This is a genomic window from Bosea sp. AS-1 (genome assembly GCF_002220095.1).
Lineage (GTDB): Bacteria > Pseudomonadota > Alphaproteobacteria > Rhizobiales > Beijerinckiaceae > Allobosea.
Map to the genome: position 1 here is coordinate 208,269 of NZ_CP022372.1, position 23,832 is coordinate 232,100.

The 23,832-nt window shown below is 66.3% G+C and carries 21 protein-coding genes; 7 read left to right on the forward strand and 14 right to left on the reverse strand.

Going from position 1 to position 23,832, the window contains the following annotated elements; genetic code table 11:
- Positions 1 to 3 precede the first annotated feature (3 nt).
- Positions 4 to 555, reverse strand: a complete 552-nt coding sequence (locus CE453_RS02640) for an LPS assembly lipoprotein LptE (RefSeq protein WP_089173178.1) — start codon at positions 553 to 555, stop codon at positions 4 to 6.
- Positions 542 to 3,166 (reverse strand): leucine--tRNA ligase, encoded by a 2,625-nt coding sequence (gene leuS, locus CE453_RS02645; RefSeq protein ID WP_089173179.1) that lies wholly within the window; start codon positions 3,164 to 3,166, stop codon positions 542 to 544. Before leuS ends, CE453_RS02640 begins: the two co-directional genes overlap by 14 nt.
- 166 nt (positions 3,167 to 3,332) lie before the next feature.
- Here leuS and CE453_RS02650 point away from each other — a divergent pair, with 166 nt between their 5' ends.
- The gene (locus CE453_RS02650) at positions 3,333 to 3,998 is read left to right on the forward strand and encodes a YggS family pyridoxal phosphate-dependent enzyme (protein WP_089177660.1); all 666 of its coding nucleotides are present in this window, start codon (positions 3,333 to 3,335) and stop codon (positions 3,996 to 3,998) included.
- Here the strand turns inward: CE453_RS02650 and CE453_RS02655 are convergent.
- Both CE453_RS02655 and CE453_RS02660 read right to left on the reverse strand, forming a co-directional pair.
- Positions 3,995 to 4,378 (reverse strand): glyoxalase superfamily protein, encoded by a 384-nt coding sequence (locus CE453_RS02655; protein ID WP_089173180.1) that lies wholly within the window; start codon positions 4,376 to 4,378, stop codon positions 3,995 to 3,997. The two genes, CE453_RS02650 and CE453_RS02655, sit on opposite strands and share 4 nt — an antisense overlap.
- Before the next feature lie 115 nt (positions 4,379 to 4,493).
- A complete protein-coding gene (locus CE453_RS02660) occupies positions 4,494 to 5,045 on the reverse strand; it encodes a L,D-transpeptidase family protein (RefSeq protein ID WP_089173181.1) in 552 nt (183 codons plus the stop codon).
- Between the two features lie 96 nt (positions 5,046 to 5,141).
- On the opposite strand from CE453_RS02660, the gene CE453_RS02665 reads away from it, so the two are divergent.
- Together CE453_RS02665 and CE453_RS02670 are read left to right on the forward strand one after the other, a co-directional pair.
- On the forward strand, positions 5,142 to 5,828 hold the full coding sequence (locus tag CE453_RS02665) for a response regulator transcription factor (protein WP_089173182.1): 687 nt from the start codon (positions 5,142 to 5,144) through the stop codon (positions 5,826 to 5,828).
- A gap of 3 nt (positions 5,829 to 5,831) precedes the next feature.
- The gene (locus tag CE453_RS02670) at positions 5,832 to 6,296 is read left to right on the forward strand and encodes a cyclic nucleotide-binding domain-containing protein (RefSeq protein ID WP_089173183.1); all 465 of its coding nucleotides are present in this window, start codon (positions 5,832 to 5,834) and stop codon (positions 6,294 to 6,296) included.
- Between the two features lie 14 nt (positions 6,297 to 6,310).
- On the opposite strand, the gene CE453_RS02675 is transcribed toward CE453_RS02670, so the two are convergent.
- From CE453_RS02675 to CE453_RS02690, 4 genes are all read right to left on the reverse strand, one after another.
- Positions 6,311 to 7,228, reverse strand: coding sequence for an EamA family transporter (locus CE453_RS02675; RefSeq protein ID WP_248307921.1), 918 nt, complete (start codon positions 7,226 to 7,228; stop codon positions 6,311 to 6,313).
- A 146-nt stretch (positions 7,229 to 7,374) separates the two neighbouring features.
- Positions 7,375 to 8,190 carry an exodeoxyribonuclease III gene (gene xth, locus CE453_RS02680; RefSeq protein WP_089173184.1) on the reverse strand — a complete coding sequence of 272 codons (816 nt, stop codon included), beginning with the start codon at positions 8,188 to 8,190 and terminating at the stop codon, positions 7,375 to 7,377.
- Between the two features lie 85 nt (positions 8,191 to 8,275).
- Positions 8,276 to 9,133, reverse strand: coding sequence for a LolA family protein (locus CE453_RS02685; protein ID WP_089173185.1), 858 nt, complete (start codon positions 9,131 to 9,133; stop codon positions 8,276 to 8,278).
- Positions 9,134 to 9,321: 188 nt separating this feature from the next.
- Positions 9,322 to 11,883: a DNA translocase FtsK gene (locus tag CE453_RS02690; protein ID WP_089173186.1), complete on the reverse strand. Its 2,562-nt coding sequence runs from the start codon at positions 11,881 to 11,883 to the stop codon at positions 9,322 to 9,324.
- Between the two features lie 198 nt (positions 11,884 to 12,081).
- On the opposite strand from CE453_RS02690, the gene CE453_RS02695 reads away from it, so the two are divergent.
- On the forward strand, positions 12,082 to 12,405 hold the full coding sequence (locus tag CE453_RS02695) for an antibiotic biosynthesis monooxygenase family protein (RefSeq protein WP_089177662.1): 324 nt from the start codon (positions 12,082 to 12,084) through the stop codon (positions 12,403 to 12,405).
- 74 nt (positions 12,406 to 12,479) lie between these two features.
- Here CE453_RS02695 and CE453_RS02700 read toward each other — a convergent pair whose 3' ends face one another.
- The 3 genes from CE453_RS02700 to tesB form a co-directional block, all read right to left on the reverse strand.
- Positions 12,480 to 13,835, reverse strand: a complete 1,356-nt coding sequence (locus CE453_RS02700; protein ID WP_089173187.1) for an ammonium transporter — start codon at positions 13,833 to 13,835, stop codon at positions 12,480 to 12,482.
- A gap of 28 nt (positions 13,836 to 13,863) precedes the next feature.
- Positions 13,864 to 14,202 carry a P-II family nitrogen regulator gene (locus CE453_RS02705; RefSeq protein ID WP_089173188.1) on the reverse strand — a complete coding sequence of 113 codons (339 nt, stop codon included), beginning with the start codon at positions 14,200 to 14,202 and terminating at the stop codon, positions 13,864 to 13,866.
- Between the two features lie 234 nt (positions 14,203 to 14,436).
- Entirely contained in the window at positions 14,437 to 15,306 is an 870-nt protein-coding gene (gene tesB / locus CE453_RS02710; protein WP_089173189.1) for an acyl-CoA thioesterase II, read from the reverse strand.
- A gap of 117 nt (positions 15,307 to 15,423) precedes the next feature.
- Between tesB and CE453_RS02715 the strand changes: the two genes are divergently transcribed.
- Positions 15,424 to 16,674 carry a ubiquinone biosynthesis hydroxylase gene (locus CE453_RS02715; protein ID WP_089173190.1) on the forward strand — a complete coding sequence of 417 codons (1,251 nt, stop codon included), beginning with the start codon at positions 15,424 to 15,426 and terminating at the stop codon, positions 16,672 to 16,674.
- Between the two features lie 106 nt (positions 16,675 to 16,780).
- On the opposite strand, the gene CE453_RS02720 is transcribed toward CE453_RS02715, so the two are convergent.
- Together CE453_RS02720 and CE453_RS02725 are read right to left on the reverse strand one after the other, a co-directional pair.
- The gene (locus CE453_RS02720; RefSeq protein ID WP_089173191.1) at positions 16,781 to 16,978 is read right to left on the reverse strand and encodes a Trm112 family protein; all 198 of its coding nucleotides are present in this window, start codon (positions 16,976 to 16,978) and stop codon (positions 16,781 to 16,783) included.
- A 10-nt stretch (positions 16,979 to 16,988) separates the two neighbouring features.
- Positions 16,989 to 21,830, reverse strand: coding sequence for an NAD-glutamate dehydrogenase (locus CE453_RS02725; RefSeq protein WP_089173192.1), 4,842 nt, complete (start codon positions 21,828 to 21,830; stop codon positions 16,989 to 16,991).
- A gap of 181 nt (positions 21,831 to 22,011) precedes the next feature.
- Here CE453_RS02725 and CE453_RS02730 point away from each other — a divergent pair, with 181 nt between their 5' ends.
- Positions 22,012 to 22,560 (forward strand): peroxidase-related enzyme, encoded by a 549-nt coding sequence (locus CE453_RS02730; RefSeq protein ID WP_248308173.1) that lies wholly within the window; start codon positions 22,012 to 22,014, stop codon positions 22,558 to 22,560.
- Positions 22,561 to 22,888: 328 nt separating this feature from the next.
- Positions 22,889 to 23,257 (forward strand): DUF2794 domain-containing protein, encoded by a 369-nt coding sequence (locus CE453_RS02735; RefSeq protein ID WP_089173194.1) that lies wholly within the window; start codon positions 22,889 to 22,891, stop codon positions 23,255 to 23,257.
- Between the two features lie 9 nt (positions 23,258 to 23,266).
- On the opposite strand, the gene CE453_RS02740 is transcribed toward CE453_RS02735, so the two are convergent.
- Positions 23,267 to 23,803 (reverse strand): GNAT family N-acetyltransferase, encoded by a 537-nt coding sequence (locus CE453_RS02740; RefSeq protein ID WP_089173195.1) that lies wholly within the window; start codon positions 23,801 to 23,803, stop codon positions 23,267 to 23,269.
- Between the last annotated feature and the right edge of the window lie 29 nt (positions 23,804 to 23,832).

A 23,832-nucleotide genomic window follows, 5' to 3' on the forward strand; every position in this document is an offset into this window, starting at 1 on the left:
GGATCAGGAGGTGAGATCGGCTGCGATCTGCCCGCGAATCAGGCTGGCCAGGTTCTTCGCGGCCCGAATCTGGGCGTCGCGGGCGGCGCGGACCGTCGCGAAGCGCTGGGAGGACCGCTCATAGGGTTCGCGGACGGAACTGGTACCGGAGGAGACGACTTCACCGCTGCCGTTGCGCACCACCTTCCATGTCGCGGTCGCGACGAGAATCGCCGAATCGGCGCGGCCGTTGGCGTAGTCGACGGTGATGACCTCGATCGATTCGGTGAGCGCGGCGTCAAATTTCAGCGTCTTCTGCGCGTCCGGCTCATTGCCGCCGTCGAACTCGAAGACCAGCTCGTTGCGCAGGTAATGGCCCATCAGGCCCTTGATCTCGGGAAACTCGATGCTGCGGAGAGCCGTCTTGACGCTGCCGCCAACCGTGCTCGCCGTCGAGTCCGCATAGAGCGGCCGGAAGCAGCCTCCAGCCAGCGCGGCCAGACCGAGTGCGGCAACCAGCGAGAGGCTGCGGCGGCTCGGCCGGATGATCCGCGCCGCGGTCTCAGACGACGACATTCACGATTCTCCCCGGAACCACGATCACCTTGCGGATGGGACGCCCTTCCAGAGCGCGCTGCACCGCTTCATGGGCACGCACCACCGCTTCGACCGCCACCGTATCGGCATCGGCCGGCACAGTCACCTCCGCCCGCTTCTTGCCGTTGAGCTGGACGGGCAGCGTGATCGCGTCGTCCTTCAGCAAGGCAGCTTCGGCCACCGGCCAGGAGGCTTCGCCGACCAGACCCGGCTGACCGAGCGCGTGCCAGCATTCCTCGGCCAGATGAGGCATCATCGGAGCCACAAGCTGGGTGACGATCGTGGCGGCCTCATGGAGCGCGAAGGCCATGTCGGCATCGAGCTCCGGCTTCTCGGCCGCGGCGTCGAGCGCTTTGCCGATGGCGTTGGTCAGCGTGTAGATATGCGCGACGCAGCGGTTGAAGGCGAGGCGCTCGATATCGGCGCCGACCGCATCGAGCGCGCGGTGGCTCGCCTTGCGCAGCGCGAGGGCCGCCTCGCCGAATTCGGCAGGCTTCCCGACCTTCCCATCCGAGCGCTCCGCAATCTCGCCGATCATGCGCCAGAGGCGCTGGACGAAGCGGGCGGCGCCCTGCACGCCTTCGTCGGTCCAGATCACGTCGCGATCCGGTGGCGAATCGGACAGCATGAACCAGCGCGCCGTGTCGGCGCCGTAGGAGGCGATGATGTCGTCGGGGTCCACGACGTTCTTCTTGGACTTCGACATCTTCTCGATCGCGCCGATCTCGATCGGGGCGCCGGTCTCGACGTCAAAACCGCGGCGGTCGTTACCGACGACCTCGATCCGGACATTGCCAGGCTCGACCCAGTCGCCATTTGCGGCGCGGTAGGTCTCGTGCACCACCATGCCTTGGGTGAAGAGGCCGGCGAAGGGCTCATCGAGCCCGGCATGGCCGGTCTTCTTCATCGCGCGGGTGAAGAAGCGCGAATAGAGCAGGTGAAGGATCGCGTGCTCGACGCCGCCGATATATTGGTCGACCGGCAGGAAGCGATCGACGGCCTTGCGGTCGGTCGGGCTCTCGGTCCGCCACGGGTCAGTGAAGCGGGCGAAGTACCAGGACGAATCCACGAACGTGTCCATCGTGTCCGTCTCACGGCGGGCCGGCGCGCCGCATTGCGGGCAAGCGACGTGCTTCCAGGTCGGATGATGGTCGAGCGGATTGCCCGGCTTGTCGAAGGAGACGTCGTCGGGCAGCTTCACTGGCAGGTCGGTATCCGGCACCGGCACCGTTCCGCAGGCGGAACAGTGGATGATCGGGATCGGGCAACCCCAGTAGCGCTGGCGCGAGATGCCCCAGTCGCGCAGCCGGAAGTTGACTTTGCGCTGGGCGACCGGGCGATTGCCGCGGGTCTCGCTCTCGAGGCGGCGGGCGACCTCCTCCTTGGCCTCGGCGATGGTCATACCGTCGAGAAAGCGGGAATTGATCATGCGACCGTCGCCGTCATAGGCGGTGTCGGTGATGACGAAGCCCGCCGGATCAGTACCTTCCGGCGCGACGACCGGGGTATTGCCCAGGCCATACTTGTTGACGAAGTCGAGGTCGCGCTGGTCATGCGCCGGGCAGCCGAAGATGGCGCCGGTGCCGTATTCCATCAGCACGAAATTCGCGACATAGACCGGCAGAGTCCAGTTCGGATCGAGCGGATGGACCGCGCGCAGACCGGTGTCGAAGCCGAGCTTCTCGGCCTTGTCGATGGCTTCCTGCGCCGTGCCGGTGCGCTTGCATTCCTCGATGAAGGACTGCAGCTCCGAATTATTGGCGGCGAGGGCCTTGGCGATCGGGTGATCGGGAGCGACGGCGACGAATTTCGCACCGAACAGCGTATCCGGCCGCGTGGTGTAGACCTCCACCTCATCCTGGCCGACTGCATTCGATTCGAGGGCGAAACGAACCAGCAGGCCCTCCGAGCGACCGATCCAGTTCTTCTGCATCAGCCGAACCTTGTCGGGCCAGCGGGTCAGGCCGTCGAGCGCATCGTTCAGCTCCTGGCCGTATTCGGTGATCTTGAAGAACCACTGGGTCAATTCGCGGATCTCGACCGGCGCGCCGGAGCGCCAGCCGCGGCCGTCGATGACCTGCTCATTGGCCAGCACGGTCTCGTCGACCGGGTCCCAGTTGACCTTGGCGGTCTTGCGGTCGACCAGCCCGGCCTTGAGGAAGTCCAGGAACATCTTCTGCTGGTGGCGGTAGTAGCTCGGATCGCAGGTGGCGAGCTCGCGGCTCCAGTCGAGCGACAGGCCCATCGACTTGAGCTGCTTGCGCATCGTCGCGATGTTCTCATAGGTCCAGTCGCGCGGATGCACCTTCTTCTGCTTGGCGGCATTCTCTGCCGGCAGGCCGAAGGCGTCCCAGCCCATCGGATGCAGCACCGAGAAGCCCTTGGCGCGCTTGTAGCGCGCGACCACGTCGCCCATCGCGTAGTTGCGGACATGGCCCATATGGATGCGCCCCGACGGGTAGGGGAACATCTCGAGGACATAGTAGCTCGGCCGCGTGTCGTCGTTCCTCGTCTCGAAGAGCTTGCGCTCCTCCCAGACGCTGCGCCATTTCGGCTCGGATTCCTTGGGGTTGTAACGTTCGACGGCCATGTCAGCGAGCAATCACTCTACGGGCATTCTTGCGGGATCCGCCGGTGCGGGAAGCGGCCGGCGCAGGGGTCCGTTGCGAAAAACCGGATGAGGTTTTCCACATCCTGTTCTAGGACACCATTGCGCGCACGGGGTCAACGGCACGCTGGACATGAAGGGCTGCGATATGAGCGATACGGTTACGCGTCTGGAGGCGATTCGGGCCTCGGTCACGCGTGCGGCGCGCGATTTCGGGCGCAAGCCGGAGAGCGTTACGTTGGTCGCCGTGTCCAAGACGAAGCCGGCCGAGCAGATCCTCGAGGCGCTCGAAGCAGGCCAGCGGGTGTTCGGCGAAAACTATGTCCAGGAGGCCAAGGCGAAGTGGCCGGCGCTGAAGGAGCGCTTTCCAGAGGCCGAGCTGCACATGATCGGGCCGCTGCAGTCGAACAAGGCGCGCGAAGCCGTCGCGCTGTTCGACGTCATCGAGTCTCTCGACCGCGAAAGTCTGGCCAAGGAGCTGGCACGCGAGATCGCGCGGGCCGGCAGGGCTCCACGGCTGTTCGTGCAGGTCAATACCGGCGAGGAGCCGCAGAAGGGCGGCATCCTGCCCGGCGATACGGACGCCTTTCTCGCGCGCTGCCGCGAGGTTCACGGTCTCGCGATCGAAGGTCTGATGTGCATTCCGCCGGCGGACGAGCCGCCCTCCCCGCATTTCGGGCTGCTCGCCAAGATCGCCGCTCGCAACGGGCTCAAGGGCCTGTCGATGGGCATGAGCGCCGATTACGAAGCGGCGATCCAGCTCGGCGCCACGCATGTGCGCGTCGGCAGCGCCATCTTCGGGGAGCGCGGCTAGGCTCTCAGCGGTTCGCCGACATCGATGCGGTTGCCATCGGGATCTTCGAAGACGAAGGCGCGTAGCCCATAGTCCTTGTCGCGCAGGCCCTTGACGATGCGCAGGCCGCGCTCGCGAACGATGGCGTGGATGGCCTCGATGTCCTCGACCATCATGTGGGCGACGTTGAATGCTGCCGCCTTATGGCTGGGCTGAAGCGTCAGGTGCAGCTCGGCCGCGTCGCGCTTCAGGATCATGAAGCCAACGGGATTGCCGTTCTCGAAGGTTTTCCGGAAGCCGAGGGCACCGATATAGAAGTCGCAGGCGCGGGCCATGTCGGCAACAGGCAGCATGGTGGCGATCCGCCCGAAGCGGAGGCCGGAAGAGACCGAATCAATCATCGCAAGTTCTCAGGCTGGGAGCGGCTTGACGGCCCGGGACGGTGCCCGAATGCGTTCGCCGTTTCCGAGAGGATGGTCGAGACGGTGCTCGCCCTCGCTTCTAGCCGGATTCGGACTAGCTGACCAGAATGCGGCAATGACGGGCCAGCCGTGGCAGCACCTTGGCGAAGACGTGCGCCTCGACCGCCACGCAGCCGGCGGTCGGCGTGAAGCCCGGGCGGGCAAGATGCCAGAAGATCGCGCTGCCACGCCCGCGAATCACCGGCCGGTCGTTCCAGCCGAGCTCGACGATGATGTCGTAGAGGTGATCCTCGCGTTGGAGCCGTTCCTCGGCTTCGCCCGGCGGGCGGTCGATCAGGCGATTGTAGCGGCGGTCCTTCTGGTCGTCGCACCAGGCATCGCGCGGTCCAATTCGCTTCAGAGGCAGCAGGGTGCGTGGCCGGGCGAGGCGGTCAGCCCGGTAGAAGACGCCGCGCAGCGGCAGCTCGGTTCGCGGGGTGCCGCCGTCGCCCTCGCGTTTGTCGGTGCGAATGCCGGAGCGGCCGAGCGCGCAGGGAAAGACCGCGTTGCCCGCGACGAGGAAACCCTTTCGGCGATCGTGCACTGAAGCGAAAACCCGCAGCGACGAGAGGTTGCGCGGGCGGAAGCCGGGGCGCCCGGCAGTCATTTCACGGTTTCTCACGGGGATTCCAGAATGCGTGACTTGCGATGACGACTCGGGCGGCCCATGTTGCCCTACTCTTTGCGTTCGAGCGAACAGCCCATGTCCGTCGTCCATCATATTCTCCTGGTCGATGACGACCAGACCCTTCGCGACGCCCTCGCGGAACAGCTGGCGCTCTATGACGAGTTCCGGCTGTCGACGGCGGGCAACGCGACGGAAGCGATCAAGGCTGCGCAGAACGAGCGGATCGACCTCGTGGTCATGGATGTCGGGCTGCCCGACATGGATGGGCGCGAGGCCGTGAAGCTGATGCGCAAGAACGGCTTCAAGAGCCCGGTCGTGATGCTCACGGCGCAAAGCTCGGACGCAGACACGGTGCTGGGGCTCGAGGCCGGTGCCAACGACTATGTGGTGAAGCCGTTCAAATTCGCCGTGCTGCTGGCGCGCATCCGGGCGCATCTGCGCCAGTACGAGGCGAGCGAGGATGCCATTTTTCAGGTTGGCCCCTACACATTCCACCCGGGCTCCAAGCTGCTCGTCAGCGAGAAGGGCTCGAAGACCAAGCTGACCGAGAAGGAAACGGCGATCCTGCGCTTCCTCTATCGCGCCGGCCGCAAGCCGATCGCGCGCGAGGTGCTGCTGCAGGAGGTTTGGGGCTATAACAGCCAGGTGACCACGCATACCCTCGAAACCCACATCTACCGGCTGCGCCAGAAGATCGAGCCCGATCCCGGCAATGCCCGTCTCCTCGTGACCGATGCCGGCGGCTACCGGCTGAATCCCTGACGGATGGCTCTCGACGACGACATGGCCTTGCTGGCCCGGCAGCCGCTGCTGAGCCTGATGGAACGCGATGCACTGCGGTTGCTGGCTTTCGCTGCCGAAAGCCGCATCCTGCGGGCCGGCGACGTGCTGTTTCGCGCCGGCGAGCCGTCCGACGGCGCCGTGCTTGTCGTTTCCGGAGCGGTGGCGCTGACGGCGCAGGAGGATGGCCAGCCCGCCAGCGAGATCGTCGGTCCCGGAGCAATGATCGGCGAGCTCGCCCTGTTCACCTCGGTGCCCCGGCAGGTCACGGCCATCGCCCGTGAGCCGACGCAGATCATGCGGTTGCCGCGCAGCGTGATGCGCCGCGTTCTCGGCGAATCGCCGAATTCGGCGGAGGCGATCGTCGAGGCGATCGGAGACCGACTACGGGGTTTCGTCGGAGAGCTGTCCGCGGTGCAGGCGGCGCTTGGCGCGATCGATCGCAAGTAGCGGACGACGCCGGGTCAGGCGGCTGGCGGGTGCCGAGCGGCGCGGATGGCGGCGAATTTCGGCCACAGGATGTTGACGCAGAGCCCCGCCAGGACGAGGCCTGCCGCCAGGAACTTCCAGCCAGGTAAAGGCTCGCCCAGCCAGATCGCGGCGGCGCCCATGCCGAAGACCGGAACGAGCAGGGACGTTGGCGCCACCGTGGCGGCCGTGTAGCGCGAGAGCAGCCAGCCCCACAGGGCAAAGCCGAACATGACGTTGCCCACAGCCTGCCAGATCGCGGCGGCCCAGGCCACGATGGGCGCGCCGATGAGGCCGCCTTGGATTGCTGACCAACCTTCGATGCACCAGGACAGGGCGAAAAGTGGCGGCACGGCAAAGAGGCTCGTCCAGACGACATAGGCCAGCATGTCGACATTGGGGGTGCTGCGCGCCACGATATTGCCGCCGGCCCAGCAAATTGCGGCGCCGAGGATCAGGATGACCCCGAGCGGGGTCGTCGTGCCGTCGGTGTGCCAGAGAATCACGACGATGCCGGCAGCGGCGAGCAGGAGGCCGGCGATCTGGAAAGGCTGGACGCGTTCACGGGTGATCGCCGCGGCGAGCAGGATCGTGAAGAAGGATTGCGACTGCACCACGAGAGAGGCGAGGCCCGGCGTGATGAAGCCTTTGATGGCGATGAACAGCAGCCCGAATTGGCCTGCACCGATCAGGAAGCCATAGGCGGCAAGCTTGCTCCAGGGCACGTCCGGCCGCTTGAGGAAGAAGACCATCGGCAACAGCGCGAAGGTGAAGCGCAGGCAGGCAAAGAGCAGCGGCGGAAAATGCTCGACGCCGATGCGGATGACGACGAAATTCGTGCCCCAGACCACCATCACGGCCAGGGTCAGCAGCGCGTCGCGCAGGGATAGCGATGTCGAAAGGGGGCGCTGCAACGGCTCGGTCTTGCGAAGGCCCGACCGGCGGCCGAGCGCTGCGCGCTATATCATGAAGACGGTCGAGCCGGGCGGTGCGGTGCAACATGGCCGGGGCGCTGCCGACACATGGGCTTGGCCCCGCCTGCCCTCTGCGGAGGTTGGCGTCAGAGCTCCAGCGTCACCGTAACCGGGACGTGATCCGAAGGGCGTTCCCAGCCGCGCGCTTCGCGCAGGAAGGTGAGGTCGCGCAAGGCCGGCTTCAGCGCGTCCGAGAGCCAGATGTGGTCGAGCCGGCGGCCGCGATTGGAGGCTTCCCAGTCCTGCGCGCGATAACTCCACCAGGAATAGAGCTTTTCGGGCTCGGGCTTGAGTGTGCGCGCAGCGTCGGTCCAGCCGAGCTCGCTGCGCAGTTTCTCCAGCGTCGTCGTCTCGATCGGCGTGTGGCTGACCACATCGAGGAGCTGCTTGTGGCTCCAGACGTCATGCTCCAGCGGCGCGATGTTGAGATCACCGAGCAGGATCGCCGGCCGGTCGGTCGGCTTCTTGGTCACGCCCCAGGCTCCGAGCTCGTCGAGGAAAGCGAGCTTATGGGCGAATTTGTCGTTTTTGGCGGGGTCCGGGATATCGCCGCCGGCCGGGATGTAGAAATTATGGATGGCGACACCGGCGGCCGCACCGGCTGCCTTGTCGAGCGTCACCGTCATGTGCCGGGCGTCGTTGCGGCCGCACATCGACATCGCCTCCTTCTCGCTGAAGGGCAGCTTCGAGACGATGGCGACGCCGTTATAGCCCTTCTGGCCGATGAAGGCCTGGTGCACATAGCCGAGCCGATGGAAGTCCTTGGCCGGGAACTGCTCGTCCGGCGTCTTGGTCTCCTGAAGGCAAAGAACGTCGGGCGCGTGGCGGGTGAGGAACTCGCCGACCATGCCGATGCGCAGGCGGACGGAATTGATGTTCCAGCTCGTGACGGTGAGTTGCACGCGAAGATTCCGGCAAAGAGGGAGGCCGGAAACTGGGTCGTCAGACGGCAAAAGGCAAGCCGTTTCGGGGCTTGCCTTTGAGAGCTCAGAGGGTGCGCTGGTAATCGATCACGAAATTCTTGGGGTCGGCCCGGCGCTGAAGGCTGAGATTGTAGAGCGAGACCGCGGTCTCGTAGCCTTGCGGGTCGATCACCACCCATTGCCGCAACTCGTTGGCGACGAGATCGAATTTCAGCGTGATCTTCGAGGTGCCGCCGAGCGTCGAGCGATCCTCGATCCGGACGGAGAGAATGTCGCCATCGACGCTGGCGCTGGTGATGGTGCCTTCACGGCTCAAGTCCATCTTCTCGCGCACCAGGAATTTCAGAGGCGTCTGGCCGATCGAATAGACGTCCTGCGTGCCCAGGCGCTTGTCGCGCACGGCGACGGAGGTGCCGTCGGCGATGACCTCGGTCGTCGCGGGTGGCTCGTATTCGAAGCGCATCTTGCCGGGGCGCTGGATGTAGACACGGCCTTCCAGGCGCTTCCCGTTGTTGGCGAACTGGATGAAATTGCCCTGCAGCGTGGTGAAGCTGTTGAGATAGGCGTTGAGCCGCTCGATCGCTTCTTCCTGTGTCGCCGGTGGCGGCAGCTTCGTCTTGGCCGGGGCGGGGGCCGGCTTGGCCGCCTCAGGCTTCGCTGTTGTCGTGGCTGGAGCCGCCGTCGTCGCGACGACGGGGCTGGCAGCCTCCGCTGCCGGAGCGTCGTTCGAGGCGGTGCGCGACTGGCCGAGATCGGCAGGACGGATCGGCGGAAGCGGGATCGGACGCGGCTTGGCGGCGGCAGGCTTGGCCGCGGCGGGCTTCGGCGGCTGCAACTGCAACGGCTGCGCCTGCGCCGACACGGTGCCGTAGCCCAGCGCTACTGTCAGGACCGAAACCCGAAGGATCGGGATCACTTTCATGAGCAAACCTGCTCCACTCCCTGTCCTGCGGCGACCCTCATGCCGACATGATGCGTGGCGGCTCCGGCCGCAGCGAGGGACCGCTTCTCCCGGTCTCAACGCTTTCCATACTGCCGAGGTTGCAGCAACGTGATGGCAATTTGAGGACCGGCATCCGCTAGCGCAAGTCCTCCCGCACGGTGCTGCGGCTATTCGTCGTCGCCGTGACCTTGGGTTTCGACGAGGATTTCGCGTTTACCGGCGTGGTTGGCGGGACCGACGATGCCCTCGTTCTCCATGCGCTCCATGATGGATGCGGCGCGGTTGTAGCCGATCTGGAGGCGTCGCTGGATGTAGGAGGTCGAGGCCTTCTTGTCGCGCAGCACGACGGCGACGGCCTGCTCGTAGGGGTCGTCGGAGTCGACGGAACCCATGCCGGTCTTGTCGAAGACGGCGCCGTCCTCGCCCTCCTCGCCCTCCTCTTCCTCGGAGGTGACGGCGTCGAGATATTGCGGCCGCCCTTGCGTCTTGAGATGGGCGACGACCTTCTCGACCTCGTTGTCCGAGACGAAGGGGCCGTGCACGCGGGTGATGCGGCCGCCGCCGGCCATGTAGAGCATGTCGCCCTGGCCCAAGAGCTGCTCGGCACCCATCTCGCCGAGGATCGTGCGCGAGTCGATCTTGCTCGTGACCTGGAAGGAGATCCGGGTCGGGAAGTTCGCCTTGATCGTGCCGGTGATGACGTCGACCGAGGGCCTTTGGGTGGCCAGCACGACGTGGATGCCGGCGGCACGGGCCATCTGGGCGAGCCGCTGGATCGTACCCTCGATCTCCTTGCCGGCGACCATCATCAGATCGGCCATCTCGTCGACGATGACGACGATATAGGGCAGAGGCTCGAGGTCCATGACCTCCTCCTCGTAGATCGCCTCGCCGCTGTGCTTGTCGAAGCCTGTCTGGACCGTGCGGGTGATGATCTCGCCGGCGGCCTTGGCCTCGCCGACCCTGGCGTTGAAGCCGTCGATGTTGCGCACCGAGAGCTTCGACATCTTCTTGTAGCGCTCCTCCATCTCGCGCACCGCCCATTTCAGGGCGACGACCGCCTTCTTCGGATCGGTGACGACGGGGGTGAGCAGATGCGGGATGCCGTCATAGACGGAGAGCTCCAGCATCTTGGGATCGACCATGATCAGGCGGCACTGCTCCGGCTTGAGCCGGTAGAGGATCGACAGGATCATGGTGTTGATCGCGACGGACTTGCCCGAGCCGGTGGTGCCCGCCACGAGCAGGTGGGGCATACGCGCCAGATCCGCGATCACCGGCTCGCCGCCGATGGTCTTGCCGAGGCAGAGGGCGAGCTTGTGCTTGGTCGCCTCGAAATCCTGGCTGGCGAGGAGCTCGCGCAGGAAGACGGTCTCGCGCTTGCTGTTGGGCAGCTCGATGCCGATGGCGTTCTTGCCCTGCACCACCGCGACCCGCGCCGACACCGCGCTCATCGAACGCGCGATGTCGTCCGCCAGCGAAATCACACGCGACGACTTCGTCCCCGGAGCTGGCTCCAGCTCGTACAGCGTCACAACAGGGCCGGGCCGGACCTGCGTGATCTCGCCGCGCACGCCGAAATCCTCGAGCACGCCTTCGAGCAGCGTGGCGTTCTGTTCCAAAGCGTCGGTCGAGAGGGCATTGGCGGCGATCTTCTTCGGCTCGGCCAGATAAGTCAGCGGCGGCAATTCGAAGGAATCGCGGTCGAGGAAGGAGGGCTGGGCCTCGCGCTGCATGCGCTTGCCCGGCTTGGGCGCGGGAGCGGGCGCCGTTACGCGGGGTGCATTGAGGTCGCGCAGGTCCTGCGCATCGTCGATGTCGAAGGGTGGATCGTCGTCGAAATCACGAGCCGCGGGAGCGCGCGCGCCGGGCAGTGGTTCGGGATCGAAATTCGGCAGGGACTGGCGCGGTGCCGGCCCGGCGCCGAATTGCGGTTCGCGGCGGACGCGACCGGCGTTCGCCTGTGGTGTCGGGCCGGTGTCGACGGCGGGCTCGGGCGGGTGCGGCAGGCGGCGCAGGATCGCGGCGCGCAGCGCCATCGCGCCATGGGCAAGCCAGCCGATGAGGATCACGGCGATGCCGGGCTCTTCATCGCCACGCTCCTCGCCGTCGGACAGGCCGTCATCGGTTTCGTCATCGAGGACCGGATCCTCGTCATGGACGAAGCCGAAGCCGGCAGCGGCGGTGACGGCAAGAATTGCGATGCCGGCATAGAGGAAACCGACGAGGCTCGCGACCGCACCGCCCGCGATTCCGGCGATGTTGCGCGTGCCGAAGAGCAGGCCGTCGCCGACAACGCCGCCCATGCCGGTCGGCAGGGGCCAGCGCGGCGTGGCTGGCAGCGCGCTGGCGACGGCGGCGGCCGCGGCGATGCCGATGACCCAGAGGCCGAGCTTGAGCGCGCCGCGGTCGAAGAGATGGAAGCGAATCAGCCGCAGCGCCCAGATCATCGGCGGAAAGAGCAGGGCGATGACGCCGAGGCCGACGAGCTGCATCAGCAGATCGGCGATCATCGCACCCGGTCGGCCGAGCCAGTTGCGCACGGCGCCGTTGGTGGCGTTGTTGAGGCTCGGATCGTCGACCGACCAGCTCGCAAGGGCGAGCGCGACGACGACCATCAGCGCGAGCAGCCCGAGCCCGATCAGCTCGGAGGCGCGGCGCGACAGGAACTCCCGCACCGGATCGGGCAGGCGGTCCATGAGCGATCGGGAGCGGCGGATGGTGCGCATGCGGCTTCGGGTCGTATTCCGGGCTTTGGGCCGCCTCATGCCGGCCATATCTCCATCAGGTTAGGAAGCTGTGGTTAAGGCTCGCTTAACCTTGAAGCCGCCGAGCAGGATTGCTGCCGTCGGCCGTCATGATGATGCGCGAGCATTCTCGCTGTCGATATTGGCAAATCAATGCCGTTGCAGGACGAGGAGGCGGCCATGGCAGCCAAGCAAGCATCCATCGCCCGGATCTGGCGCGGGCGGACCCGGCGCGACAAGGCGGATGCCTACGCCGTCTATCAAGAGAGCGAGGGGGTGGCACTGCTGCGGCAGAAGGCTCTCGGCGTGCAGATGTTTCGTCAGGACCGGCCGGAGGAGAGCGAGTTCGTGGTGATCTCGTATTGGGAGAGCATCGAGGCGATGTCGCGCTTCGCTGGGTCCGATCCCCGCAAGATTCACCATCTGCCGCGCGATGCGGACTTTCTGATCGCGTTGCCGGAGGGTGTCGAGGTTCTTGAGATCGTCGTGAACGAGCCTGCCTGAGACGGCTGGATCATGAAAAACCCCGGCGGTTTCCCGCCGGGGTCGTGGTTTCACGTGAATCGTCCAGCAGATGATCAGATGTTGTAGGCGCGCTCGCCATGCTCGGCGATGTCGAGGCCCTCGCGCTCCTGATCGGAGGTGACACGCAATCCGACGACAACGTCGACGATCTTGTAGAGGATGAAGGAGCCAATACCGCTCCAGAGCACGGCGATCGCGACGGCGACGAACTGCTTCCAGACCTGAGCGCCCATCGCGTAGTCGGCGACGCCGACGCCGCCCAAAGCCGGCGAGACGAAGATGCCGGTGCCGATCGAACCGATGATGCCGCCGACGCCGTGGACGCCGAAGACGTCGAGCGAATCATCGTAGCCGAGCGCGTTCTTCACCGTGGTGCAGAAGAAGAAGCAGACGATGCCGGCGACGATGCCGAGCACGATCGCTCCCATCGGCCCGACGAGTCCGGCGGCCGGGGTGATGGCGACGAGGCCGGCAACGATGCCCGAGAGCATGCCCAGCAGCGAAGGCTTGCCCTTGACCACCCATTCGATGAAGAGCCAGCCGAGGCCGGCGCCCGCTGTTGCGACGAAGGTGTTGATCATGGCGAGCGCCGCGCCGGCGGTCGCCTCGAGGTTCGAGCCGGCGTTGAAGCCGAACCAGCCGACCCAGAGCACGGCGGTGCCGATGAAGGTCATGGTCAGCGAGTGGGGCGTCATCAGCTCCTTGCCGTAGCCGATGCGCTTGCCGAGCAAGAGCGCGCCGACCAGGGCCGCGATACCGGCATTGATATGCACGACGGTGCCGCCAGCGAAATCGAGCGCGCCGAGGGTGAAGAGATAGCCTTCGGAGAACCAGACCATGTGGGCGATCGGGAAATAGACGAAGCTGCCCCAGAGCACGACGAACAGCACCAGCGCCGAGAACTTCATGCGCTCGACGAGGCCGCCGACGATGAGTGCGGGCGTGATCATCGCGAAGGTCATCTGGAAGCAGATGAAGACGTATTCGGGGATCACGACGCCCTTGGTGAAGGTGTCGGAGGTCGAGTCATTGGTCACGCCGGCGAGGAAGGCTTTCGAGAAGGAGCCGACGAAGCTGGTGAGGGAGCCGCCGCTGGTGAAGGCCAGGCTGTAGCCGTAGATCACCCAGATCAGGCACATGATAATCGCCGTGGCGGTGATCTGGCTCATCACGGAGAGCATGTTCTTCGAGCGGGCGAGACCACCGTAGAACAGCGCCAGCCCCGGCAGCGTCATGAAGAGAACGAGGAGCGAGGACACCAGCATCCAGGCGGTATCGCCCTTGTTGGGCACGGCGGCGGCCGCCGCCGGCGCCTCGGGCGCTGCCGTCTGGGCGAAGGCTACGCCGGCGCCGAGCGCGGCGAACGCGAGGCCGGTCGCTCCGGCCCGCAGGAAAGTCCTGAAATTCATGGTTTGAAACTCCTGGAGGGTCGGATGCTCAGAGGGCGTCGGCGTCGGTCTCGCCGGTGCGGATCCGCACGGCCTTCTCGATCGCGAACACGAAGATCTTGCCGTCGCCGATCTGGCCGGTGCGGGCGGTGGTGGTGATTGCCTCGACGACGCGGTCGACGAGGTCGTTGCCGACCGCCACCTCGATCTTGATCTTCGGCAGGAAGCTCACGGCGTATTCGGCGCCGCGGTAGATCTCGGTATGGCCCTTCTGCCGGCCGTAGCCCTTCACTTCCGTCACGGTGAGCCCGTGCACGCCGATGGCGGTGAGCGCATCGCGCACCTCCTCCAGCTTGAAGGGCTTGATGATCGCCATCACGATTTTCATGTGCGGGAAGTCCCCTTCTCGGCGTCGGCCGTCAGCCCCGGCGAACGCATTGCATCTCGCGCGCCCTGCGGTTTGCAGTGCGTCGCACCATGCAATTCAAGGGACGTGCCAAAGCGTTCCGCCGGCCGCGAAGCGGTAAGCCGAGGCGAAACGGGGCGCGATTCCGGCAAAGTGCCGAGATGAGTGCCTAAATCCTAGGCAATCGCCTGCGGCGCGCGCAGGCGCTCGACCGGCTCAGGCGCGATCGGGTCGCGGGCGGATCAGCCCCTCCTGCGCCACCGAGGCGACGAGATTGCCCTGTCGGTCGAAAACCAGCCCGCGCGAAAAGCCGCGTGCGCCCGAGGTCGAGGGGCTGTCCTGCGCGTAGAGCAGCCAGTCATCGGCGCGGAAGGGGCGGTGGAACCAAAGGGCGTGGTCGAGGCTGGCACCCTGGATCTTCTGGTCGAAGACAGTGGTGCCATGGGCGATGAGGCTGGAATCGAGCAGCATCAGGTCAGAGGCATAGGCGAGCACGCTCCGGTGGAGGGCGGGCTCGTCCGGGAGCGGTTCCATCGCCCGGATCCAGACGTTGAACTTCGGTTCCATCTTGCCGCCGGTGCGATAGCGCTCAAGCTCGACCGGGCGAATCTCGATCGGCCGCTTGCGCTGGTAATAGGCCTGCACTGCGTCCGGCATGTGCGGCAGGATGCTACTGGCCATCTCCTCCCTGTCCGGCAGTTCCTCGGGCATCGGCACCTTCGGCATCGGCATCTGGTGCTCGTAGCCCGGCTCGTCGACCTGGAACGAAGCCGACATGGCGAAGATCGCCTCGCCCTTCTGGATGGCGAGCACGCGCCTTGTGGTGAAGGAGCGACCGTCGCGCAAACGGTCAACCTCATAGACGATCGGTTGCTCCGGATCGCCCGGCAGAAGGAAATAGGCGTGCAGGGAATGCGGCTGGCGGCCCTCGACAGTCTTGCACGCGGCATAGAGCGATTGCGCGATCACCTGACCGCCAAAGACACGCGGCCAGGTCGATTTAGGGCTGCGACCCCGGAACAGATTGCTTTCAAGCCGCTCGAGATCGAGGATCGCTGTCAGGGAAGCGCTGATCTGCTGTGACATGGGCCCTATCGCGGTCGGGTTGACGTTGGCAGCGGCGGCCCGCAGAGGAACAGCCGAGTTTCGCCTGCATCAGCACCGAGGCGTTCAGCCTCGTCAAGCGGCTCGCCGGGGAGAAGTATGATGGCCATTGCGCCGGATGGAAGCACGCGCATCGTCATTGCCGGCGGCGGCATCGCCGGCCTGAGCCTGGCGCTCGCGTTGAAACAGGCTCTCGGGGCGGCTTTCTCGATCGTCCTCGCCGATCCGACGGTGAACGCGGTGCCGAAGGCCGACAACCGTGCCTATGCGGTGGCCGCCGGGGCTCGCGCCATGCTTGAGACGCTCGGTGTCTGGGATGCGGTTTCCGACAAGGCGCAGGCTATGACGGAAATGGTCATCTCCGACAGCCGGACCAACGACGCGGTCCGGCCAATCTTCCTGACCTTCGACGGCGAGGTCGAGCCCGGCCAGCCCTTCGCCCATATGGTCGAGAACGGTGCGCTCGTGGTCGAGCTGAAGGCGGCCTGCCAACTGGCCGGGGTCGAGCTGCGGCCGGTCGGCGTCCGCCGTTTCCGTGTCGAGGACGAGGATGTCGAGGTCGTCTTCGCGGATGGCGTGCGCGAGCGCGCTGCGCTGCTCGTCGCGGCCGATGGTGCTCGCTCGAAGCTGCGCGATCAGGCGGGTATCGGCTGGGTCGGTTGGGGGTACCGGCAGTCGGGCATCGTCGCGACAATCGGGCATGAACGGCCTCATCATGGCCGCGCCGTCGAGCATTTTCTGCCCGCGGGCCCCTTTGCGATCCTGCCTCTGGCGGATGGCGGCAGGCTCGGCCACCGCTCCTCGATCGTCTGGACGGAGCGGACCGAGAACGTCGAGCCCCTGCTCTCGCTGGACGCAGAGGACATTCTGACCGAGATCGAGGCGCGCTTCGGGCTCGAGCTTGGCGAGATCGCCCTGGAAAGTCCGGTGAGCGCGCACCCGCTGGGCTTCGGCGTGGCGCGGCGCTTCGTCGACTACCGCTTCGCACTGCTCGGCGATGCCGCCCACCTCATCCACCCGATCGCGGGGCAGGGGCTCAATCTCGGCCTGAAAGACGTTGCGGCATTGGCGGAGGCGATCGTCGATGCGGCCCGGCTCGGGCTCGACCCCGGTGCGCTCGACGTGCTGGAGGGCTACGAGAAGGCCCGCCGCTTCGATACCGTCGCCATGGGCGCGGTAACGGACGGGCTCAACCGGCTGTTCTCGAACGATGCGACGCCGCTCAGGCTGGCCCGCGACCTCGGATTGGGAATGGTCGACCGGCTGCCTGGGCTGAAGCGCTTCTTCATCCGCGAAGCGGCCGGTGTCGCCGGCGCCCCGCCGCGTCTGCTCAGGGGCGAAACGCTTTAGCATCCTGCCGTCATGGTCGGGCTTGACCCGAGCAAGACGAACATCGGCAAACGCATCTCAAGATTCTAGGGACGCCGTAGCGCGGCGCCTACAAACGGCTTTCGCTTCAGTCCTCCAGCGGCCGTGCCTCTTCCGGCAGCATGATCGGGATGCCGTCGCGGATCGGATAGGCGAGCTTGGCGGCCCGGCTGATCAGCTCCTGCTTTGCCGCGTCATACTCCAGCGTGCTCTTGGTCAGAGGGCAGACCAGGATCTCGAGCAGCTTCGGGTCGATGCGCGTGGCGGTGTCGGTCTCGTTCGTCATAGGGGTTCCTTCAGTTCTTGCGCGGCAGGTCGGCCAGCATGCCGGCCGCGACCATCAGCTTCGGCAGGGTCAGGCCGGAGGCCGCGATGGCGTTGACCGTGCTGCGGATGCGCTCGGCATCGCTACCGCGTTCAGCCAGCCAGCTTTCGAGCGAGCCTTTGCCGGCGTCCGAAGCGGCGATCTCCTGCGTGATCTGCGCATGGGCGTCGTCCAGCGTCTCCAGCGCCCTTTCCCGGGCCAGGCGCTCGTAGTCGTCCGTCGCCGGCACCGCCGCGGCAGCCGCCTTGAGGCTGGCGAGACCGAAGAAGGCATCGACCCCGAAGTGGATTCGGGCGACGTCGCCGATGTGGCGCTTGCTGCGCTCGGCGATGTCGACGATGTCAGTCGCTTCAGCGAGCGACGGCAGGCTGGCGACGCGGGTCGCGAGCGCTTCCGGCACGCCCTCCGAGGTCAGCACCGCGATGCGGGCGAGCCGCGCCTGGGCAGCCGTTTCCGGCAGCAATGCGTTGAGCTCGGCCGAGAGATCGGCGACACCCTTGGCATAATGCGCGATGGTCTGCTCGATCGTGCCTGGCTTGGCCGCACCGCGGCGCAGGAACCAGCCCATGCGGTCAATGACGAGCTCCTGTGCGGCAGCGTAGAGCCCGAGCTGAGTCTTGCCGGGTATCGTCGCGTCGAGCGCGTCGATCTCGCTGTTGAGGCCGATGAGGTCGAAGGAATCGCGTGCGACCGCATAGGCGGCGGCGATGGCCGGGACCTCCGAGCGGGTCAGCGCGGCCAGCACCGGCACCAGCGCCGGGCCGCCGCGATTGACGATGGCATTGGCAAGCTGGGTCGCGACGATCTCGCGGCGCAACCTGTGGCTGGCAATCGCCTCGGGATAGGCGTCACGTAGAGCCTTCGGGAAATAGCGGACGAGCTCGGTCGCGAGGTAGGGGTCGTCCGGCACCGACGATTCGAGCAGCGCGTCGTGCAGCGCGAGCTTGGCATAGGCCAGCAACACGGCGAGCTCCGGTCGCGTCAGTCCCTCGCCACGCTTCTCGCGTTCGGCAAGCTGGGCGTCGCTCGGCAGGAATTCGACGCCGCGGTCGAGCCGACCCTCCTGCTCAAGTGTCTGCATCAGGAAGCGCAGTCCCGGCGTCGCCGCGACGCCCTTGGCCTCGGTGAGCGAGAGCGCCAGTGTCTGGAGATAGTTGTTGCGCAGGACGAGCAGGCCTACCTCGTCGGTCATCGCCGCAAGCAGCTCGTTGCGCTTGTCCTCCTTGAGGCGGCCATCCTTCACCAGGCCGGCCAACGCGATCTTGATGTTGACCTCGACGTCGGAGGTGTTGACGCCGGCCGAGTTGTCGATGGCGTCGGTGTTGAGCTTGACACCCTTGCGCGCCGCCTCGATGCGCCCGCGCTGGGTCACGCCGAGATTGGCGCCCTCGCCGATGACGCGGGCGCGGACGTCGTTGCCGGCAATGCGGATCGCGTCGTTGGCGCGGTCGCCGACCTGAGCATCGCTCTCGTCGGCGGCACGGATATAGGTCCCGATGCCGCCGAACCAGAGCAGATCGACACGCGCTTTCAGGATCGCGGTCATCAGTTCGGGCGGCGAGACCTCCTTCTTGTCGATATCGAGCAGGGCACGGATTTCCGCTGAAAGCGGGATGCTCTTGGCCTGGCGCGAGAAGATGCCGCCACCCTTCGAGATCAGGCTCTTGTCGTAGTCGCCCCAGGACGAGCGCGGCAGGGCGAAGAGGCGCTGACGCTCGGCCAGCGACTTCGTCGGATCGGGATCGGGATCGAGGAAGATGTCGCGATGGTCGAAGGCGGCGACGAGCTTGATCGCTGGCGAGAGCAGCATGCCGTTGCCGAAGACGTCGCCCGACATGTCGCCGACGCCGGCGACGGTGAAGGGCGTGGTCTGGATATCGACATCGACCTCGCGGAAGTGACGCTTCACCGCCTCCCAGGCGCCGCGGGCGGTGATGCCCATGCCCTTGTGGTCGTAGCCTTGCGAGCCGCCCGACGCGAAGGCGTCGCCGAGCCAGTGGTGCTTCTCCAGCGAGATCGCGTTGGCGGTGTCGGAGAAGGTCGCAGTGCCCTTGTCGGCGGCAACGACGAGATAGGGGTCGTCGCCATCATGGCGCACCGTGTCCGGCGGCGGCACGAGGGTCTCACCATCGAGATTGTCGGTGAGCTCGAGCAGGTTGCGGATGAAGATGCGGTAGCTCTCGGTGCCTTCGGCCAGCCAGGCGGCGCGGTCGGAGGCCGGCGGCAGCTGCTTGGGAACGAAGCCGCCCTTGGCGCCGACCGGGACGATGACCGCGTTCTTGACCTGTTGCGCCTTGACGAGGCCGAGCACCTCGGTGCGGAAATCCTGCGGCCGGTCGGACCAGCGCAGGCCGCCGCGCGCGACCTTGCCGAAGCGCAGATGGATGCCCTCGACACGCGGCGAATAGACGAAGATCTCGTAGAGCGGGCGCGGCAGCGGCAGGCCGTCGACCTGGGCGCAGTCGAACTTGAAGGTGATGGTTTCGCGCGGCAGGCCGTCCGGACCGATCTGGAAGAAATTGGTGCGCAGCGCCGCGTCGACCAGATTGACGAGGCGCCGCAGGATGCGGTCCTCGTCCAGGCTGGTGACGGCGTCGAGCGCTTCCTCGATCGCGGCGCGCTTCTGCGCCATGCGCTGCTCGCGCTCCTCCGGCTTGATGCGCGGATCGAACTTGGCGGTGAAATAGCCGACGAGGTCGGAGGCGATACCGGAATGGCGCGTCAGCGCATCGGCGATATAGCCCTGCGCATAGGGCGCGCCGACCTGGCGGAGATAGCGGCCAAAAGCCCGCAGCAGCGCGGCCTCACGCCAGGCGAGCCCGGCTGCGAGCACGAGCTGGTCGAAACGGTCGGATTCGGCCAACCCCCGGAATTGCGCCATCAGCGCCGCTTCGATGGTCGGGTCGAGGTGCTCGATATCGATCTCGCCGTCGTCGGCGCGCTCCAGCGTCATGTCGTGCAGCCATACGGGGAGGTTCTTGCCCTCGCCGCCCTGGCCCTGCGGCATCACGTTGAAGGTCCGCTCGTTGACGACGCGGAAGCCCATGTTTTCCAGGAGTGGAACGCGGGCGGAGAGCGAGATCGCGCCGCCGCGCGAGAAGACCTTGAGATTGGCGCGCGTCGCCGGGTCGCCCTCGCGGCGGTAGAGATTGACCGCGCGCGGCCGCTCGGCCGAGAGCTGCTGCAGCATCTCGATATCGATCAACGCGTCGTCGGCGGAGAAGCGCTCGCGGTAGGCGGCGCCGAAGGCGGCGGCATAGCGCTCGGCCAGTGCGCGGGCGGCCGGACCCGATTTCTCGCGGTCGAGCGCATCCTTGAGCCCGTCACTCCAGGTGCGGACGATCGCGCCGATGCCAGCCTCGAGGGTCGCGCGGTCGATCTTCGGGGTTTTGCCCTCGTCGCGGCCGATGATGTAGTGGGTGCGGGAGAGAGGCCCTTCGGGATAGGCCGGGTAGGCGGCCGAGAGGCGGCCGTTGTAGATCCGGGCCAGGAACTCGCCGACACGCTGGCGCACCGTGGTGTCGTAGCGGTCCTTCGGGATGAAGACGAGGATCGAAACGAAGCGGTCGAACTCGTCGACGCGGGCAAGTGCCCGGATCCGCGGCCGCTCGGTGAGCTGCAGGATATCGAGGGCGAACTGCTCCAGCGTCGGGGCATCGATCTGGAAGAGCTCGTCGCGCGGATAGGCGTCGAGCACGTTCATGAGCGCGCGGCCGGAATAGCTCGCCGGGTCGAAGCCGATGTTCTTGGCGACGCGCGCGACCTTGAGGCGCAGATAGGGGATGACCCGGGCCGAGCCGGTATAGGCGTTGGAGGTCAACAGGCCGAGGATGCGCAATTCGCCGTCGAGCCGCCCGTCCGGCGTGAACAGCTTGACGCCGACATAGTCGAGATGGACGTGCCGGTGGACGCGGCTCTTGACGTTGGCCTTGGTGATGATGAGCGCCAGCGGCCGGGCCAGGAAGGCGCGCACCTCCGGCGTGGTGGTCACCAGTTCGCGGCCGCGACGCAGCACCTTGACCGCGGGGTCACGCAGGATGCCGAGGCCGGACCCCTCGATCGGATCGGCAGCGACATCGCCGCCGGGGAAGCGATAGGCGCGCACGCCGAGCAGGGTGAAGTTGTCGCCCGCGATCCATTCGAGGAATTGCAGCGCCTCGGCGATCTCGTCCTCGGGCAGCGGCGGCGGATTGGCGCGATAGGCCTGAATGACCTCGGTGATGCGCCCGCGCATCGCCGCCCAGTCGTCGACGGCCAGCCCGACATCGGCATAGACCCGTTCCAGCGCGAGCTTGAGCTGTTCGCGCGCCTCGGGCGTGTCGATGCGATCGAGATGGATGTGAAGAAGGCTCTCGCGGCGGGTGCCTTCCGGAGCACGGCCGGTAGCTTCACCGGCGAGCGAGACGAACTTGCCCTTGGCATCGCGGGCGACGGCCAGGATCGGATGGGCGACGAGGCGCGGCTCGTAACCCTGCTCCTGCAACTCCGCCAGGGTCGAATCGAGCAGGAACGGTTTGTTGTCGTTGACCACCTCGAGGATGGTGATCTGCTGCTCGCGACCGTCCGCGCTGAACGCGTCGTCACGGAAGCGCAGGCTGATGGCTTCAGGCTTGCGTGGCTCGATGAGGTGCTCATAGGCCGCGGCGGCGGCACGGGCGAGCAGTTCCGGTGGGAGGGCTTCGAGATCTTCGGCGACGGAGCGGCCGTAGAGCAGCTTGGGGAACTCGGCGGGCATCGCGGCCTTCAGGCCGGCCGTGGCGGCTTCAATGGCGGCAACCGCCGCGACCGTAGCATTCGTGACCCGCTTGCCCATGCTAACCCCCGTTGTTTTGCCGCAGCGATGACATAGGCTGCACGGCCTTTCAACTTTGCCTTGCCCAACAAAGCGGCAAAAATGCTGTTCCCCGAACAAAGCAGGACGCACCATGGCGACGAAGCATGACAAACCAAAGGTGGGCGAGGAGCCGGTGCGGCAAGATGCCCCGCCGGCCGTGATGGCGCTCGAACTGAAGCCGGGGACGTTGTCTCCGGAGAATCAGGCCTATTTCGAGAAGTGCCAGGAGAAGCTCGGCTTCGTTCCGAACGTGCTTTCCTCCTATGCGTTCGACGATGCCAAGCTTTCGGCCTTCGCCGCATTCTACAACGATCTGATGCTGGCGCCGTCAGGGCTGTCGAAGCTGGAGCGTGAGATGATCGCGGTCGCGGTATCGAGCGTCAATCGCTGCTATTACTGCCTCACCGCGCATGGCGCCGCGGTGCGCCAGCTCTCGGGCGATTCCGTCCTCGGCGAGCTCATGGTGATGAATTACCGGGCAGCGGAGCTATCGAAGCGGCATCGCGCCATGCTCGATTTTTCGGTGAAGCTGACCGAGACGCCGCACCTGATCGGCGAGGCGGATCGCACGGCCCTGCGGGAGGCGGGGTTCGGCGAACGCGACATCTGGGACATCGGCGCCGTCGCATCCTTCTACAACATGTCGAACCGTATGGCCTCGGCCGTCGATATGCGGCCGAACGCCGAATATCACCGGCAAGCCCGTTGATCCGCCGACGCTTTCGCTGCGAAAGAAAAACGGCCGGCGAAGACGCCAGCCGCTAGTTGGCCTCGATCGAATGGCCCGGTCCCACCCGAACTCCGGGGGGCTGGGGGGCTGACAAGCCGGGGTCCGAGAAGACCGGGCCATCGAGGCAACGGTTGCAGTTGAGCCGTGCAACTTGGCGGGTCCTTGTCCTGTTGGCGGCGAAATTGCGGCATTTCCGACGAAGCCGTGAGGAGCCGCTTTCGTCCCGTCTCTTGCCAGCGCAGCATCGGGGGCGCATCATCACCGGCATGTCGTATCCGGGTTTCATCGAGCGAAGCGGGGAGGCGCCATGAGCGAAAGCGACACGCCGCAATCGCAGGCCTCCGGCGCCGTGGTGAGCTTTCCGGCGCCGGTTCGTCCCAGCGCCGTCACCTTCGACCGCCGTGAGCTTTCCGAATTGCTCAACCTCTATGGCCGCATGGTCGCGGCCGGCGAATGGCGCGACTACGCCATCGATTTCCTGAAGGACAAGGCGCAGTTCTCGGTGTTTCGCCGCTCCTCCGAAATGCCGCTCTATCGCATCGTCAAGGATCCGGCGCTGGCGCGCCGGCAGGGCGCCTATTCCGTGGTGGCGGCGACGGGGCTGATCCTGAAGCGCGGCTCCGAGCTTTCGCGCGTGCTCCGGGTCCTCGACAAGAAGCTCAGCGTCGTAGGCTGACGCCGCGGCTCAAAAGGCCGGCGGCGAGCGGTCGCCTTCGCCCAGTTCCTTCTGCATCAGCATCTGATCGAGCCAGCGGCCGTGCTTGAAGCCGACCCTTTCGGCGACGCCGATCAGCCGAAAGCCCGCCTTCTCGTGCAGGCGGCGCGAGCCGACCGAGGCGCCGGTGCCGTCGCCGATCACGGCGATCATCTGGCGGAAGCCACGCTTGGTACATTCCTGCATCAAGGCGTCGAGCAGCAGGCTACCCAACCCCAGTCCTTGGGCCGCCGGCGCAAGATAAATCGAGTTCTCGACGGTGGCCCGGTAGGCCGGCCGGGGCCGATAGGCACCGGCATAGGCGTAACCCAGGACGGCACCGCCCCGTTCGGCAAGGAGATAGGGGTAGCCGCCTGCAAGGATCGCCTCGAAGCGCCGGAGCATTTCGGCTTCGTCGGGAGGATCGAGCTCCCAGGAGGCCGTGCCATGAAGGACGGCTTGGGCATAGATCGTCGCAATGGCGGGGATATCGGTGGGGGTGGCCGGGCGGATCGTGGCGGTCGTCATGTCCAAAGAATGAGCAATGACCGTGCCAA